Below are 14,894 nucleotides of genomic sequence, written 5' to 3' on the forward strand. Positions count from 1 at the left end.
GTTAGACCTCAGTCTCGTACTTGTGCCGGATGTACATCGCGACCGCGTTCATCACGAACAGGAACGTGAGCAACACGACGATGCCGACCGCAGCGAGGTGGATGAAGTGCTGGCTCGGTTCGTTCGCCCAGTTGTAGATCGTCGTCGGCATCGCGCTGAAGCGGTCGAACGGCCCGTAGGGCATCCGGTTGATGAAGATCGCTCCGACCATGATCAGCGGGGCCGTCTCTCCGATCGCGCGTGCGAGTGCGAGAATCGTTCCCGTCATGATCCCGGGGATCGCCGCCGGCAGGACGACCCGACGGATCGTCTGCCACTTCGTCGCGCCCGTCGCGTACGAGCCGTTGCGGACGCCATCGGGGACCGACCGCAGCGCCTCCTGTGCGGAGACGATGATGATCGGCATGACGAGCAAGGCAAGGGCGATGGCTCCGGCGAGCAGGATCGGGCCCATCCCGATCCCGTTGACGAACGCCGCCAACCCGAGTAGGCCGTAGACGATCGACGGGACACCCGCGAGGTTCGCCAGGTTCGCCTCGATGAGGCGGGTGATGCGGTTGTCCGGGGCGTACTCCTCTAAGTAGATCGCCGAGCCGACGCCGACGAAAAACGACAGGATCGTCACCAGGATCATCAACATGATCGAGGCGACGATCGCTCCTCTGAACCCAGAGAGTTCCTCACGCCGGGAGCCGTCCCGGGTGAAGAAGTCGACCAGGCTGATGTTGTACTCGGTCAGGCCGACGTAGAAGTCGGTGGCAACGTCGAACAACAGGAGTGCGAGCATGACGACGCCGAACATCGACGCGGCGAAGATGACCCAGAGGAAGAGTCGGTTCTTCAGGTGCTCCCAGCCGAGGTCGATGTCACTGAACAGATCGGTGTCGGTGTCGGTACTCATCGATACTCCTCCTGGAAGCGGCGTTTGAACCAGTCGTTAAGCAGATTCATCGTGAGCGTCATGATGAACAACAGTAAGCCGACGGCGAACAGCGACTGATACTCGACGGTGCCCACCGCGGTCGTCCCGCGTGCCATCTTCACCATGTACGCCGTCATCGTCATGATCTCAGCGAAGGGGTTGGCGGTGAGGTTCGCGGTGAACCCGGCTGCGAGCGTGACCGCCATCGTCTCCCCGATCGCTCGAGAGACGGCGAGGATGTACGACGCGAAGATCCCGGAGATCGACGCCGGAACGACGATTCGCGTCGAGACGTTGAACTTCGTCGCGCCGAGGGCGTACGCACCGTTTCTGAGCTCGTCCGGGACGGCCGACATGGCGTCCTCGCTGATCGAGGAGACCATCGGGATCGTCATGATGCCGACGACCAACATCCCCGAAAGCAGGCTGTATCGACCCATATTGATGCCGAACAGCGCGGATGCGATCGGGGCGACGAGAACCGGGTTGATGAACGCGATCGCGAAGTAGCCGTAGACGATCGTTGGGATTCCGGCGAGAATTTCGAGTGTCGGTTTGAGTTTCGACCGGACGCTGTCAGGAGCATACTCCGAGAGGTAGATCGCGGTCGCCGTCCCGATCGGGATCGAGACGAACGCCGCGCCGACCGTGATCGCGAGCGTCCCGAAGATGATCGGGATCGCGCCGTGAGCCGGCGTCGCGTGGTCGGGTGCCCACCGCGTTCCGGTGAAGAACTCGGTGAACGTCACCGTCTGCTCGGGGCTTGCTCCCATGAGCATCTCCGTCAACTTCGCGCCGAAGAAGTAACTCGCCGCGTTGTCGATCAGTACAAAAAAGATCGCAAGCGTGGTCAGGACCGTGATCGTCGCACAGCCAAACAGGATGCGGCGAGCACGACGGTTGGTCTCGTTATCGGCCTGCACGGGTCCATCGCCGCTGATCCCGGCCCCTGACTCGTGGTGTGATTCGGTGCTCATTGGATGCCTCGAGACTTATGCGCGCTGTACGGTGAGGTCATCTGGCGACGCACCGACCCCCTCGAGCCACTCGTCGATCTTCTCGTGGTTCTCCTCGGTCACCTCGTCCGGGGCGGCGTAGAAGCCCTCGTCGCGGGCGAACTCCTGGGCGTCGTTGGTGTAAAAGCGTGCAAACGAGCCGATGAGGTCGGTCCGTTCCTCGAGGCTCGCGATGTTGACGAATGCGAACAGCGGACGTGCGAGCGGTGAGTACAGCCCCTCCTCGATGTTATCCTGGGTTGGCAGGTAGAACTCCCCGTCGACGTCGCTTTCGACCGGAACGGCTTCGATCGGCTGGTCGTCCTCAATCTCGCGCAGGTACCCGAGACCACCCCAGCCGAAGCCGTGTTCGTTGTCGGCGACCGCAGCCATGATCTCGTTGGTCTGGCTGGTCGCCGAATAATCGTCACGGACGTTCCCGATCTCGCCGTTGATCTCGCGAGTGAAGTAATCGAACGTCCCTGAGGCGCTGTCGCGGGCGTGGAGCTGCATCTCCTCGTCTGGCCACTCGTCGCGAACGTCGCTCCAGAGCGTGACTTCGCCGGTCGCCTCGAACTCCCAGATGCGCTGGAGTTCCTCGAGCGTAATCTCGTCGACCCAGTCGTTCTCGGAGTTTTTCACGACCGAGAGCCCGTCGAGGCCGACCTCGAGGAAGCCGTAGTTGACGTCGTTTTCCTCACAGAGGTCGATCTCGTCCTCCGTGATCATTCGACTTGCACTCTGGACGGCGGAGTTGGCCCGGCAGAACTCCTGAAAGCCGGCTCCCGTCCCCTCTGGTGCAACGTCGACCAAGACGCTCGGGAACTCGTTTTCGAAGTTCTCGCCGGCCCACGAGGTGATCGGCGCAACCGTGTTCGATCCGGAGGCGTCGATCGTTCCGGACAGGCCGCTATCGTCGCCACCCATACAGCCCGCGATTGCAGTCAGCCCCGCCATGCTGGCGCCGGCAAGGAATGTTCGTCGCGATGTAAACCCGGTCTGGTCACCCTCGGACGTGTTGTCCGTCATCACCCAATCGGTTGGGGCAGTCATATAAAGAGGGTGCTAATATCTATATATCTCAACTCATACTTCAATAGACCACTATGTACTCGACTATAGATCGATCGGCATCGTTGAGAAACGGCTAATACAACGTCTGAGCGACCGTTTCGATCTGTTCAAGTCAGATTTGACGGCCAATTCGAACCGTCTTCGAAGCTGTTCTCATCGCTGTTCCGGTGAATTTGACGACGTATCAGCCACCGCTCAAAATAATATATAGTACTATAGAATACTACTAATTGTACTATATTTCTATGTTCAACTCTATCCGCTATACTGGTCCATGTGCCTTCTTGGGCCGCTAATAGCGCCCTCTGAAAATCTCTCTATAGATTCGAGTAGATTTATATTCCTGCCATCGAAACCGCGCCCTATGGAGACACGCAAGGTCCAGGTGACCGGTGGCTCGACGTACACCGTCTCACTTCCGAAGACGTGGGCCATCGATAACGACATCAGCAGTGGTGCAACCGTCGAAATCTATGCTGAAGACGATATGTTGCTCGTCACGCCACAGCGTGAGACCGACCATCAAGAAGGCCACCTCGATGTCTCCACTCTCGAGGACGAGCAACTCACTCGTGCCGTCCTGACGATGTACGTCAGCGGATTCGATATCATCCGCCTCGAGGCCGGCCGGATCACGACGGCACAACGGCGGGCGATCCGCAGTGCGATTCAGGGGCTGATCGGCGTCGAAGTCGTTGAGGAGTCGGCCGACTGCGTCGTCGTCCAGGACCTCCTCGACTCCTCGGAGCTGTCGATCGTCAACGCCGTCACGCGAATGCGCCTGATCTCGACCTCGATGCTCGAGGATGCCATCCACGCGCTCGTCGAGAACGACGACGAACGAGCCATCGACGTGGTCGAACGCGACGACGACGTCGACCGACTCTGGCTCGTCGTCTCGCGGATCTTCCGGGCGACGCTGCGCTCGCCACGGGCCGCGGAGTCCCTCGGCGTCTCCCGCGAGGACTGTTTCGATTATCACTCGAGTGCCCGCCAGCTCGAGCGGGTCGCCGACCACGCCGTCAAGATCAGCCAGCTCGCGCGAAAACTCGGGGACGTTCCCGACGACGTCGCCGACGCGTTGCTCGAACTCCACGCCGACACGGCGGCGATTCTCGAGAAATCGATGGACGCCCTGTTCGCCGACGACAGTGGCGAGGCGACCGACCTCGGTCACGACGCCCTCGAATCCGTCCTCGAGATCGACGAGCACACCCGAACCATCGACGACATGCTCCGTGACCTCGATCCCGTCCAGGCCCAGTCGCTGGGGCTGATCCTCGACTCGCTCTCCCGGAGCGCCGACTACGGTGGCAATATCGCTGAGACGGCACTGCAGAAGGCCGCACCGCGGCCGTAGCTGCGCGTGTGGCTCGCATGCTGACGCTCTCGAAGACGAGAGATGCGGACACTTTTGCGCACCTGGTCCCTTCGAACTCGTGTGAGTGAGTTCGCGTTCGAACTCGAGTTGTGTGCCCACCTCGAGAGCCACCGGACGGGCATCGTCGCCCGCCAGCTTGGAGCCAGCGTCGCCGAGCCCGGTGGCCGAATCCTCGACGTCGTCTGTGTCGAACCTGGCCCAGCTTTCGAGGACCGGCTCGAGCTGACGAGCGCGTCGATTCCGGCAGCGGCGATCGAGTCGGACATCGGCACCGGCCGTGCACGCTACTGGAAAGACGCCTTCGACTGTCATCCTGATCGTGCTCGTCGGGCCACGGAGCGAGCCTGTGAGATCGGCTTTTTCGAACGCGACCGACGCAAGGGCCGCGAGTACGTCAGGCAGGTCGCGCGCTATCCCGACTGGGACGGTCGCCTCGTCGGTATCGAGAACAAACCCGACCTCGAGCGGCCGGGCGACCTCGAGGCCCAACTCCGAACGGACGTCAGCCTCGCGGTGGTCGACAAAATCGTCCTCGCGACCGAGAGCTACGTGACGGGTGCGCATCTCCATCGACTCCCCGATGCGGTCGGCGTCTGGCGGGTCCACCGTGGCGACGACCCAGCCGCCCTCGAGATCGAGGTCGTTCGCGAGCCAACGCCGCTTGCCGTCGACGAACCGGGGATCGAGCCGCTCGAGTACCAGCCGGGGCGGACCGAGATCGCCGTCGTCTCGCCCGAGGCGAAAGCCCGGCGGCGGCGACGCATCGCCGAACGCGCCTACGGAAAGGGGTGGCGAACGTACGGATTTCCCGAGTGTGGGGCCTGTCGAGCCGACGACTCGAGCGGCGCGACGCTGCCCTACTGTGCGCAGTACGACCGTGTCGTTGACGCCAGCGTGGAGTGTGGGCCGTCGTGTCCAGGCTACGACTCCGCAGCGGCCCTCGAGGTGGATCTCGAGGCCGAACGCGATCGACGAACGCCGTGGGTGGCCGAGCCGGCGGGCAAACGCCGCCAGCAGTCGGGGCTGGATCAGTTCGGATGAACGGTGGGATTGAGTTTCGCTAGAGGTCGTACTGCTCGCCGTCGACCGCCAGTGGCTCCTCGAACGCCTCGTCGGCCGGGTAGTAGTGAGCGAGATGGACCAGCCGCGTCTGCTCGGCGTTTAACTCGTCGGCGAGATCGAGCGCGCCCTCTCGAGTCATGTGTTTCGTCCCGAACGTTCGAGGGACGCCGTCGTCGTTCTCGTGGCGGCCGCCCATCGGATGGTACTCACAGAGATGAGCAGGAACGATCGCGTCCGCAAGCAACAGGTCGGGATCGGCAAGGCACTCTCGAGAGGGGTCGGGAATATCGTAGCTCGTATCGCCGGATAGCGACAGCTTCGCACCCGTTTCTGGATCCTCGATCGCGACGCCGTAACAGATCAGCGGGGGATGGTCGACCGGCACCAGCGTCACGTCGAACCCACAGATTTCCACCGGCTCGAGCGGCGTCGTCGGATGGATCTCGAGCATCTCGAGATAGTGATAGTCCTCACGGACCGTCTCGGCGACGCTGTTGCCTGTTTTGGGATCGGTTTCGTTTGCCGCGTAGAGGTCAAGTGCGTCGAAGACACGAAAGACGTTGCCCAGCCCGTCGAGATGGTCGAAATGAATGTGAGTCACGATGGCGGCATCCGGCAGCGAGACACCATCGCGCAGAAACTGGGTCCGAAAGTCCGGACTGAAATCGATCAGTAGCGACTCGCCCGTGCGTTCGTTCTCGACGTGGACCGAAAACCGGGTGCGCTCGATACCGCGCTCGCGGGCCGTCTCGCAGGTGTCACAATCACAGCCAACAGTGGGCGTCCCAGTCGTGTCACCGGTTCCGAGCAGCGTCACCCGCATCGTCACGTCACCCCTCCGACCGCGCCAGCGAGGTTGCTCATTGCGATGTGATAGGTAGCCGTCGCATAAAGGGTGTTTCCCACGACCGAGCCGAACCGTCTCCCGCCGACAGGCGACGCAGCCAGAAACGGTATGTCTCTCCCCGCCTGGCAGGGCTTGTCGGGTGGCTTTTTGAACACGGGGCACGCATCACCGCGTATGGACGACAGCGAGCCGTTTACCGTCGATACTGTTCTCGCCCCGGTCGACGGAAGCGAAGAGTCTGCAACTGCCGTCGAGTACGCCGTTGCCGTCGCCGACCGCTATGATGCGACGGTCCACGTCCTATTCGTGCTCGGTCGCGGCGTCGTTCGTGGGCTGAACGCCGGCACCGTCGATGAAGAGACCGTCGCAACGGATACGCAGGGCTTTTTCGACGAAATACAGGCTGTCGCAGATGCAGCAGACGTGCCACTCGTGACCGCCGTCGACGACGGCTTCTCACAGACACGAAAGACACGCCACCCCGGCAACGTCACGCTCGACACTGCCGATGCGATCGACGCCGACTTCATCGTCTTGCCCAGAGAACCGGTTACCGACACCGCCACATCAGAGGTCCTCGAAAAGGCTGCCGAATACGTCCTCGCGTATGCGAGTCAGCCAGTTCTCTCGGTGTAGCACCCGTCTCCGTTCACTCGAGTCGGATCGCCATCTCCTGTTCGAAGCTTTCGGTGCCGGTCGACTCGAAGCCGACACGTTCGTAGAGGGCGATCGCTGGGTTGTTCCAGCGCTCGACGGTCAACCACACCCGTTCGATCCCGCTGTCACTCGCGTGCCCGAGCAAATGCTCGAGGAGTTTCGTCCCAATCCCGGCCCGCTGGTAGTCCTGTAAGACGAAAATCGCGAGTTCCCACTCGATGTCGCCTTTGTCGGCGATCGATTCCGGATCATCAGTGTCGGGGACAAGCGTTGCGTGTGCGACGACGTCCTCACCGTGGCGGGCAACGACGTTGACGCTCTCGTCGGCGATCGTCTCGAGCCAGTTGCGGATACGGGATTTGCCCGTCGGTGGAATCCCCTGTGCCCGGTCGGTGGGATCAAACTGGTCGTACATCTCGACGACGTCTTCGAGTGCCTCCCCGAAGTCGGCCTCGGCACTGATCTCGATGGGGCGTTCCTCCCGGTCCTCGAGAACCGTGGTCGGCGAGGGGAACGGCCCGGCCGGCTCGTCGGGGTACGGTCGCGTTCCAGCCATTGTTATCGCACCAGTTTGACCGTCGTCGGTGCGTTCAACAGGACGAACTCGGTAATGGGGCCGAGCTGAATCTTCCCCATCGGGCTCAGCGTTCCGCCGCCGATCACGAGCTGATCGTACTCTCCCTGTTCGGCATAATCGACCAGGGAACTGCCCGGATCGCCCTCGAGGATGACGATCTCTGCGTCGATGTTCGCTTCGGTGAGGAGTTTTTCGGCTTGCATCTTCATCTCCTCCTGTGAGCGTTTCGCCTCGGGTTTGTCGACGATGGCGACGGTGAGATCGTCGCCCATCTCGCGAGTCCGATCGATCGTCCGCCGAAGCGTTTTGATCGATTCGTCGCTTCCAACGAGACCCACTAGGACGTTCATACCCATGCGTGTGCACCGGTGGACGAAAACCGTTGTGCCGCAACCCCTCTGAAATCTCCTCAAGCCGGCATCCGGCCAGCGCTTTCGATAACCGTGATGAATACTCGCGTGTGAGTGCGGGTCACTTGCAGGCGTTGCGTATGACGACGATGTTAAGACCGTGTGGTGAATACGTTGACGGAATGAGTGACGCGGCGCTCGATGTCGTGGAGTTTCTGCTCACGACGAGCGTGTATTCGGACGATCGGACACTGGATGAGAACGATCTCCCACCGTCGTTCCGTCGGGTATATTGGACCGGCGGCGTCGATAACGACAGCGACGATGGGGACGGTCGCAAACACGCCGGCATCAGTCGGCCGCTCTCAGCCACGAACAGTACTGCCCGTGAGGCGACGGGTGTCAACCAACCCTGGGAGGCCGTCTCGGAGCTGATGTTTACCGATCGCGACGAGTTCTCGGGGACCATCACCCTCGTTCAGGAAGCAATGGCCGAACAGTGGTTCGCTGAACGCGTCGACGACGATCGACTGCGTGAGAACCCGACCCTGGCCAAACACTTCACGACCCACGAAGAGTTCGGTGACATGTTCGACGTCACCCACGAGGAAGCTCGAGAGCAAAACCGCCCGATTCAGGCCGATCGGGTCTGGATCGACGGGCTGCTCGAGGAGTACTTCGACGAAGAAGACGACGAGGAGATGCTCGATCTCGTCGAGGTCCGCGCGCCGGAGGAGGTCGACATGTCCTTGGACGAGCTCGTCCTCACGGACGATCAGGAAAACGAACTCGACAAGATCGCCAAAGCGATCGAACACCGCGACTACCTCGCGAATATCGGCTTGCGCGAGATCGGGAAACTGCTGTTTGTCGGCCCACCGGGGACCGGCAAGACGTCGACGGCACAGGCACTCGCCCAGGACATGGATCTGCCGTTCGTCGAGGTCAAGCTCTCGATGATCACGAGCCAGTATCTCGGTGAGACGGCGAAAAACGTCGACAAAACGTTCGAAGTCGCCAAACGGCTCTCGCCGTGTATCCTCTTTATCGACGAGTTCGACTTCGTCGCCAAAACCCGTCGCAGCGACGAACACGCCGCGCTCAAACGCGCCGTCAACACCCTGCTCAAGAGCATCGACAACATCTCGCTGATCGATGACGACGTCTTGCTCATCGGCGCGACGAACCACCCGGACCAGCTCGACGACGCCGCCTGGCGGCGCTTCGACGAGATTATCAACTTCCCCAAGCCCGATCACGGTATGCGGGCAGACATTCTCGGTGTCATCACGCGCACGATGGACATCGAAGAGTTCGATCCGCAGCTTATCGCCGAGGTTACCCAGGGACTAACTGGCAGTGACCTTCGGATGGTCCTCCGAGAAGCCGTCCTCGAGGCCCTGACCGAGGACCGGATGACGCTGACCCAGCAGGATCTGTTGAACGCCGTCGAGGAGTTCGAAGAGCGAGACACGCTGAAAAATATGGATATGATGGGTGGCGACCACGATGCCCTCGTCGCGGGCGGCGACCTCGGTAGCGGTGGCAGTGGTCATTCACACGACCACGATCACGATCACGACCACGACCACGATCATAGCCACTGAACTGTCTGTTGTCCCGGTGTCCCCGCACCCGTCGCGGATCCACCGGCACTGACGGACCGGGGTCCGTATACGGCGTCAACGTGGGTTCACGGGCGAAACGCCCAACTGTCAGCCCGATGTCGTCGTCGTATGCACGATTTCCATACGCATACGAACTACTCCGACGGGGGGTTTCTCGAGGGCATGGTGCAGGCCGCCGATGCAGCCGGACTCGAGGGGATTGGGCTGACTGACCACTGTACGATCTCGGCTCGCGATGGGCCGGCGGCCGTCCGCAGCGTCTATGGCTTTAATCTGGATCTGACCTACGAGCGACGGCGACAGGCGATCGAAGCCCTCCGTGATCGGACGGCCGTTTCACTCGAGATCTACGACGGGGTCGAGATGGATTACGATCCCCGGGACGAGCGCGCGATTCGTGAGTTTCTCGACGATGCAGGCTTCGAGTACACGATCGGGAGCGTCCACGTCATCAACGGACAGAACGTGCAGGTGGCGAGCAATTTCACGGCATTGAGCGAGACGTCGCGTGATGCGATCGTCGACGACTATTTCGAAGCGCTCGTCTCGTTGATCGAGTCGGAGCTGTTCGACGTCGCGGCCCATCTCGACCTGATCGAACGGACCCCACCGTTACGAGGCCGTGCCACAACCGCTCACTACGAGCGCGTCGCCCGAGCACTCGCTAACTCGCGGACGGTTCCCGAGATCAACGTCGGACGTGCGACCTCCGACGCAGCGATCGTCCACCCGAGCGACTCGTTTCTCGAACTGCTCCGGGAGTATGACGTCGCCGCCACCGTCGGCTCGGACTCTCATCGCCCAGCCGAAATCGGCGACCGAGCCGCGTTTCTCGAGACATATCTCGAGTCACGGGCACTCGAACCGGTCAAACCGCCTGGGCTCGAGTGAGGTCTGATATAGTAACAACTGAAACGGTTTGCACACCGATCGCACAGCAGTCGTGCGATCGGGTGCGCACTGGCTTTCAGTGGCTACTATAGGAATTCTCGTAGACGGGCATAGAGTTGCGGCATGGAACCCAAGCCACGGAAACGGCACGTCTGGACAGCGACAACCGGCAAGCTACGAGAACCCCTATGAGATGGCCTGCTGTACCGATGTCCCGGCGTCGCCGAGGGCGCTAGAAGCCAGGCGCGTCGAAGAGGCGCCGGTATTTAAGCCACCCCAGTCGTAACTACGACATATGTTCGATACGGTTGTCGTCGCCACTGATGGCTCCGAGAGCGTCAAACGAGCCGTCGACGTTGCACTCGATCTCGCGGATCGTTTCGATGCCGACATCCATGCGCTCTCGGTTGTCGATGCCAGCGAGGTCGACGCCTCGCCCCAACAGCTCCGGGACGAACTCCGGACTGCCCTCGAGACGACCGCTGACGCTGCACTTGCGACCGTCGAGGATCGAGCGGACAAAGACGTCGAGATTACGACTGCCGTCCGAGAGGGACGCCCCGCAGCCGAAATCTGTGAGTACGCCCGCGAGATCGATGCCGATCTGGTTGCGACCGGAACCCGCGGCCGTCACGGCGAGAACCGCCTCCTGCTTGGCAGCGTCGCAGAACGCATCGTTCGCACCTCGCCCGTCCCCGTCCTCTCCGTTCGACAGCTTGATCCGATGGCCGAAGACGAGGCCGACGACGCGCCAGCCCAGTAGCGCCACGCCAGAGGGGAAGTCACTTCCCCGCCCGTCCCGCAGGACGAACCATGTACGACGAACTTATCGACAGTGGCGATCTGCCGCTCGCCCGAAAGTCGGTCCTGCCGGGCACTGGCTTTTTCCTGCCTGATACCCTCGAAGACGATCTTGAAGACGAGCAGACGGCTGCCGCCCTTGAGGGGGCCGAGGTCGCCGTCATCGCCGACCCCGACGCCGACGGCCTCGCCTGCGTCGCGCTGATTCGAGAGGCCTACGGCGACGTCCAGAACGTCCCGGAGCCTGACGACGATGACGACCCCGTCGACGAGCGAACTGACGCGGCGGATGCTGTCGATGACACCGCCGACCCCGTCATAGCTGGCGATGTTGACGAGCCACTCGAGGAACCCGAACCGACACCACATACCGTCGCCCTGATCCCCGCCAGTCCCCACGACGTCGAGGACGCACTCGCCCGCGTCGCCGAGTACGGCGACGAGGGGATCGACATCTTCGTCTGTGACCTCGCGCCGGACCGCTACGAGTACGTCGAAGACGAACTCGAGGCCGCCCTCGAGACCGGAGCCAGCGTCGAGTGGTACGACCACCACCAGTGGGACGACGACGTCGCCGCGTCGGTGCGCGACGCCGGGGCAACGTTGGTCGTTGGCGACTCCGACGAAGAGTGCAGTGCCGACGTCGTCTACCGCTCGCTCGAGTACGAGTTCGGGCCGATGTACGAGGAGTTGGCGACCGTCACGCGCGATCACGACCTCTGGCTGCGCGAGGACCCACGCAGCGACGACCTCGCGGATTACGCCTACTGGACCGACCCCGCCGAGTACGTCGAGGTCGTCCGTGAGTACGGCGTCGACCTGCCCGAGTGGGTTCGTGAGTTCCTCGAGGAGCGCCGTGTCGAGAAGGAAGCGCTCATCGAACAGGCGGTCGGTCGCTCGGAGTTCCGCGACATCGGTGGCTACACGGTCGGGATCACCTACGGCCGCTGTTCACAGAACGAGGTCGCCGAAGCGATGCGCGAGCAGGGGGCCGACGCCTCAGTCGTCGTCAAACCCGCCGGCTCGGCCTCGATTCGAGGCACCGACGAGTTCCAGCTGTGTCACGAGGTCGCGGGCAAAGTCAACGGCGGTGGCCACCCGAAAGCTGCGGGCTGTAAACCCGACATCTACGACGACATGCTCGATTACGCCAACCACTGGACGACCCGCGGCGCGGTGACGAAACAGGTCATCCTCGATGCGTTCCGCGACGTCGTCGCAGAGGCCGCCGCGGCGGACGACGAACAGGCCGACGAGTAGCTGACTCGAGAAGCAGTCCCAAATCGAACTGAGAACTCCCCTTGAGGGGAGACGCCGACACCGACCTAGTCCTGAGAGAGGACGTATCGCATCACGAGCTGGAGGACGTGGACGAAGACACCAGCGACGGCAATGTAGACGCCGATCGTCTGGAGAGCAACGGAGGCGTTGCGCTGATCACGAACCTGCCAGATCTCATAGCCCAGTCGAAGCAGAAAGCCCAGGAAGATGAGGACGAAGCCGACCAGCAACAGCACCTGCAGGACGAACGTTCCGACGAGGATCACACCGACGCCGCCGAGGAAGGCGTAGTTCGCGAACTGACCCCAGTGTTCGAACGTCGTCGAGCGTGCGTAGATGTAGCCCGAAATCAGCGCCGTCATCAGTGCGGTGACCACCGCTGTAATGCCAAGCACCAGCAGCTGTGTCTCTTGGGGGACAAACGAGATGATCCCGGCACCGAAGATTCCAAAGGCCAGTTGCAAGACGACCATGCCGATGAACGCCACCCCCATGTCGCCGTTCGTGACCCCGCGCTCGGCGATCAGCTCCCCGCCCATGATCGCCGCCCCGTAGACGAGCACGCCGACGATCGGGAACGCAAAGAGGTAGTCGTTGACGACCGCAAGGGGTGTCGCCGCGAAGACGTACATCAACGCGACGGTGATCGTCATCAGCCCGGTCGCGCCGCCGATTACCTGCACCTCGCGACTCGAGAGGCCGAAGCCACGGCCTGTCTCGTGTGGAGTTTCGAAAGAACTCATGACTCGAGTGTACGCCGTCCGGTCGCAAAAGAATGGTCTTTGCGCCCGACCAGTGTCCGCGCCGCTGTTTCGACCCGCCGCTTATACTGCCAGACAAAAGTCAGTAAACGCCCGATCGCGTCTCACGGCTCGTTGCCGAAGGCGACGATCGTTTGCGTACGATCGGTGCGTGAATAGTTTTGTCCGGCAGTATTACGCGTCGGCTGGGTTCCAACGGTCCGAGTACGCCGTTCCACACGTACACTGCGCGTACGCGTGAATCACGTCGCCCTCGGCGTAGATGCCGCCGACGTCTTCGTTCTGTTCTTCGGCGAAAGCGAAGATGAACTGGACCTCGTGGTCGCCGTCACCCGGCGTCTCCGGGCAGGTGCCGCCAGTGAGATCCGCGTCGATGATCCCCTCGAGATCCATCGCGGATTTGGCGAACTGCATCGCCTCCATCCCGGTTGCAGCCTGAAACGCGTTCCGGCCGCGCTCGCCGTCGACGACGATCAAGACGCCGTCATCGACGGGCTCGCCGAACTCCGCCAAGCGGTCGTCGGAGACGTACGAATCGGCCAGAAACAACGCGACATCGTCCGGTCGCTCGCCGGCCAGAAACTCCTCGCGTGGGTCAGTCATACCCCTGTATTTCCGCTCGAGGTGGAAAAAAGGCGCTATACTGGTTTCCGACGGCTGGCCGCTGTCGGCGGTCGAACACCCGTTGCTACCGGTGGCGTCGACTCTCGAACCCGCGGGCGGATCACTGCTCTTCGAGATCCGACGCGATATCCTGCAGACTGCTACTTGGGGGTTCTCGAGCGTCGTAGTAGACGGTCTCGCCAGGAGAGCGAAGTCCGTAGAGGAACTCGGGCTCGATGACGTCGATCAGGACCGAGCCACCCATCGAAACGCTGTGGCCGTCGATCCAGTCGACGAGTCGATCCGTAGCACCGGTTGGGTCACGGGCCTCGTCCGGCGTTTCGTAGATGCCGGGGACCGAGAGGTCGTCACCGGTTAGCGCTCGTTCGATCCGTGCGAAACACTCGTCGCCGTCGAGGACGACTCGGACGACCTCGTCGGTCGGGAACGCATCGCGATCGTCGGCCGGTACCTCGAGACGGACACCGGTTGCCGTCTCTGTACACGTCGACCGGACCGTCTGCACTGACGGGTGGTCGCTCGAAATTCGGTCTGCCATTGACGAACTGAAAATTCGGCTCTGAGTTATTCGTCGGCGTCTTCGCCGTCGCCAAGAAGCGTGTCGATGTCGGTGCTGCCGGACTCGACGACCGTGGCGTTGATCTGTGCGACGACGTCGGAGACTTCACGACCTCGAACCGTGATGCGGCGACGCTCGCCGTCACGCGATGGCTTGTAGCCCGTCTGTCGCTCTTTCATCAGCACTTCCTGCAGGTTCGAGCCAGCGACTTCCGGGTTGAGTGGTCGCCCAGCTTCGTCGGAGCCACCGGTGATCTCGAGTGTGTAGCCGTCGAGGCCGACTGCCCCGCCGTCGACTTCCTCGCCGATCGACTTGCCGATAAACCGGTTTGCGTCCTGTTCTTCCGCCTCAAGCTGGTAGGACGACCCGGAATCGGGATCGCCGACGACGACAGTGAAACTTGCCATGTTCGACGGAAGACGGCCGTTGCTCAAAAGAACATCGATACGACCTACAACTGTCTGCTGTGATCGGCTTCGGTCCC

At 62.1% G+C, this 14,894-nt stretch carries 17 protein-coding genes; 7 read left to right on the top strand and 10 right to left on the bottom strand.

What is annotated here, in order from left to right; translation table 11 throughout:
• Position 1: 1 nt before the first annotated feature.
• Genes pstA through ACERJA_RS05580 form a run of 3 tightly spaced genes read right to left on the bottom strand, consistent with a single transcriptional unit; the run spans position 2 to position 2,946 of the window.
• A complete protein-coding gene (gene pstA / locus ACERJA_RS05570; protein WP_373607270.1) occupies positions 2-901 on the bottom strand; it encodes a phosphate ABC transporter permease PstA in 900 nt (299 codons plus the stop codon).
• Positions 898-1,899 (bottom strand): phosphate ABC transporter permease subunit PstC, encoded by a 1,002-nt coding sequence (pstC, locus tag ACERJA_RS05575; RefSeq protein WP_373607271.1) that lies wholly within the window; start codon positions 1,897-1,899, stop codon positions 898-900. Before pstC ends, pstA begins: the two co-directional genes overlap by 4 nt.
• Before the next feature lie 15 nt (positions 1,900-1,914).
• Positions 1,915-2,946, bottom strand: a complete 1,032-nt coding sequence (locus ACERJA_RS05580) for a PstS family phosphate ABC transporter substrate-binding protein (RefSeq protein WP_373607272.1) — start codon at positions 2,944-2,946, stop codon at positions 1,915-1,917.
• Between the two features lie 409 nt (positions 2,947-3,355).
• Here ACERJA_RS05580 and ACERJA_RS05585 point away from each other — a divergent pair, with 409 nt between their 5' ends.
• Together ACERJA_RS05585 and ACERJA_RS05590 are read left to right on the top strand one after the other, a co-directional pair.
• Entirely contained in the window at positions 3,356-4,351 is a 996-nt protein-coding gene (locus ACERJA_RS05585; protein WP_373607273.1) for a PhoU domain-containing protein, read from the top strand.
• Between the two features lie 81 nt (positions 4,352-4,432).
• Positions 4,433-5,413 (top strand): DUF5787 family protein, encoded by a 981-nt coding sequence (locus ACERJA_RS05590; protein ID WP_373607274.1) that lies wholly within the window; start codon positions 4,433-4,435, stop codon positions 5,411-5,413.
• Between the two features lie 19 nt (positions 5,414-5,432).
• Here the strand turns inward: ACERJA_RS05590 and ACERJA_RS05595 are convergent, their stop codons facing one another.
• Positions 5,433-6,257, bottom strand: coding sequence for an MBL fold metallo-hydrolase (locus tag ACERJA_RS05595; RefSeq protein WP_373607461.1), 825 nt, complete (start codon positions 6,255-6,257; stop codon positions 5,433-5,435).
• Between the two features lie 198 nt (positions 6,258-6,455).
• Between ACERJA_RS05595 and ACERJA_RS05600 the strand changes: the two genes are divergently transcribed.
• Positions 6,456-6,917: a universal stress protein gene (locus ACERJA_RS05600; protein WP_006066177.1), complete on the top strand. Its 462-nt coding sequence runs from the start codon at positions 6,456-6,458 to the stop codon at positions 6,915-6,917.
• A gap of 13 nt (positions 6,918-6,930) precedes the next feature.
• On the opposite strand, the gene ACERJA_RS05605 is transcribed toward ACERJA_RS05600, so the two are convergent.
• Both ACERJA_RS05605 and ACERJA_RS05610 read right to left on the bottom strand, forming a co-directional pair.
• The gene (locus tag ACERJA_RS05605) at positions 6,931-7,494 is read right to left on the bottom strand and encodes a GNAT family N-acetyltransferase (RefSeq protein WP_373607275.1); all 564 of its coding nucleotides are present in this window, start codon (positions 7,492-7,494) and stop codon (positions 6,931-6,933) included.
• Positions 7,495-7,496: 2 nt separating this feature from the next.
• Complete coding sequence (locus ACERJA_RS05610; RefSeq protein WP_049889795.1) at positions 7,497-7,865, bottom strand: universal stress protein; 369 nt, start codon at positions 7,863-7,865, stop codon at positions 7,497-7,499.
• Positions 7,866-8,047: 182 nt separating this feature from the next.
• Between ACERJA_RS05610 and ACERJA_RS05615 the strand changes: the two genes are divergently transcribed.
• The 4 genes from ACERJA_RS05615 to ACERJA_RS05630 all read left to right on the top strand — a co-directional run bounded on the left by ACERJA_RS05615 (position 8,048) and on the right by ACERJA_RS05630 (position 12,445).
• Positions 8,048-9,472, top strand: coding sequence for an ATP-binding protein (locus ACERJA_RS05615; RefSeq protein WP_373607276.1), 1,425 nt, complete (start codon positions 8,048-8,050; stop codon positions 9,470-9,472).
• A gap of 129 nt (positions 9,473-9,601) precedes the next feature.
• The gene (locus ACERJA_RS05620; protein WP_373607277.1) at positions 9,602-10,384 is read left to right on the top strand and encodes a histidinol-phosphatase HisJ family protein; all 783 of its coding nucleotides are present in this window, start codon (positions 9,602-9,604) and stop codon (positions 10,382-10,384) included.
• 295 nt (positions 10,385-10,679) lie between these two features.
• Positions 10,680-11,147: a universal stress protein gene (locus ACERJA_RS05625; protein ID WP_373607278.1), complete on the top strand. Its 468-nt coding sequence runs from the start codon at positions 10,680-10,682 to the stop codon at positions 11,145-11,147.
• 50 nt (positions 11,148-11,197) lie between these two features.
• Complete coding sequence (locus tag ACERJA_RS05630) at positions 11,198-12,445, top strand: DHH family phosphoesterase (RefSeq protein WP_373607279.1); 1,248 nt, start codon at positions 11,198-11,200, stop codon at positions 12,443-12,445.
• A 65-nt stretch (positions 12,446-12,510) separates the two neighbouring features.
• On the opposite strand, the gene ACERJA_RS05635 is transcribed toward ACERJA_RS05630, so the two are convergent.
• The 4 genes from ACERJA_RS05635 to ACERJA_RS05650 form a co-directional block, all read right to left on the bottom strand.
• Positions 12,511-13,209 (bottom strand): hypothetical protein, encoded by a 699-nt coding sequence (locus ACERJA_RS05635; RefSeq protein WP_373607280.1) that lies wholly within the window; start codon positions 13,207-13,209, stop codon positions 12,511-12,513.
• 192 nt (positions 13,210-13,401) lie between these two features.
• Positions 13,402-13,830, bottom strand: a complete 429-nt coding sequence (locus tag ACERJA_RS05640; RefSeq protein ID WP_006066169.1) for a DUF5807 family protein — start codon at positions 13,828-13,830, stop codon at positions 13,402-13,404.
• A 121-nt stretch (positions 13,831-13,951) separates the two neighbouring features.
• The gene (locus ACERJA_RS05645; protein ID WP_373607281.1) at positions 13,952-14,389 is read right to left on the bottom strand and encodes a hypothetical protein; all 438 of its coding nucleotides are present in this window, start codon (positions 14,387-14,389) and stop codon (positions 13,952-13,954) included.
• Between the two features lie 26 nt (positions 14,390-14,415).
• Positions 14,416-14,817 (bottom strand): 30S ribosomal protein S6e, encoded by a 402-nt coding sequence (locus ACERJA_RS05650; RefSeq protein ID WP_006066167.1) that lies wholly within the window; start codon positions 14,815-14,817, stop codon positions 14,416-14,418.
• Between the last annotated feature and the right edge of the window lie 77 nt (positions 14,818-14,894).

It is taken from the genome of Natronorubrum sp. A-ect3 (genome assembly GCF_041821125.1).
GTDB lineage: Archaea > Halobacteriota > Halobacteria > Halobacteriales > Natrialbaceae > Natronorubrum > Natronorubrum bangense.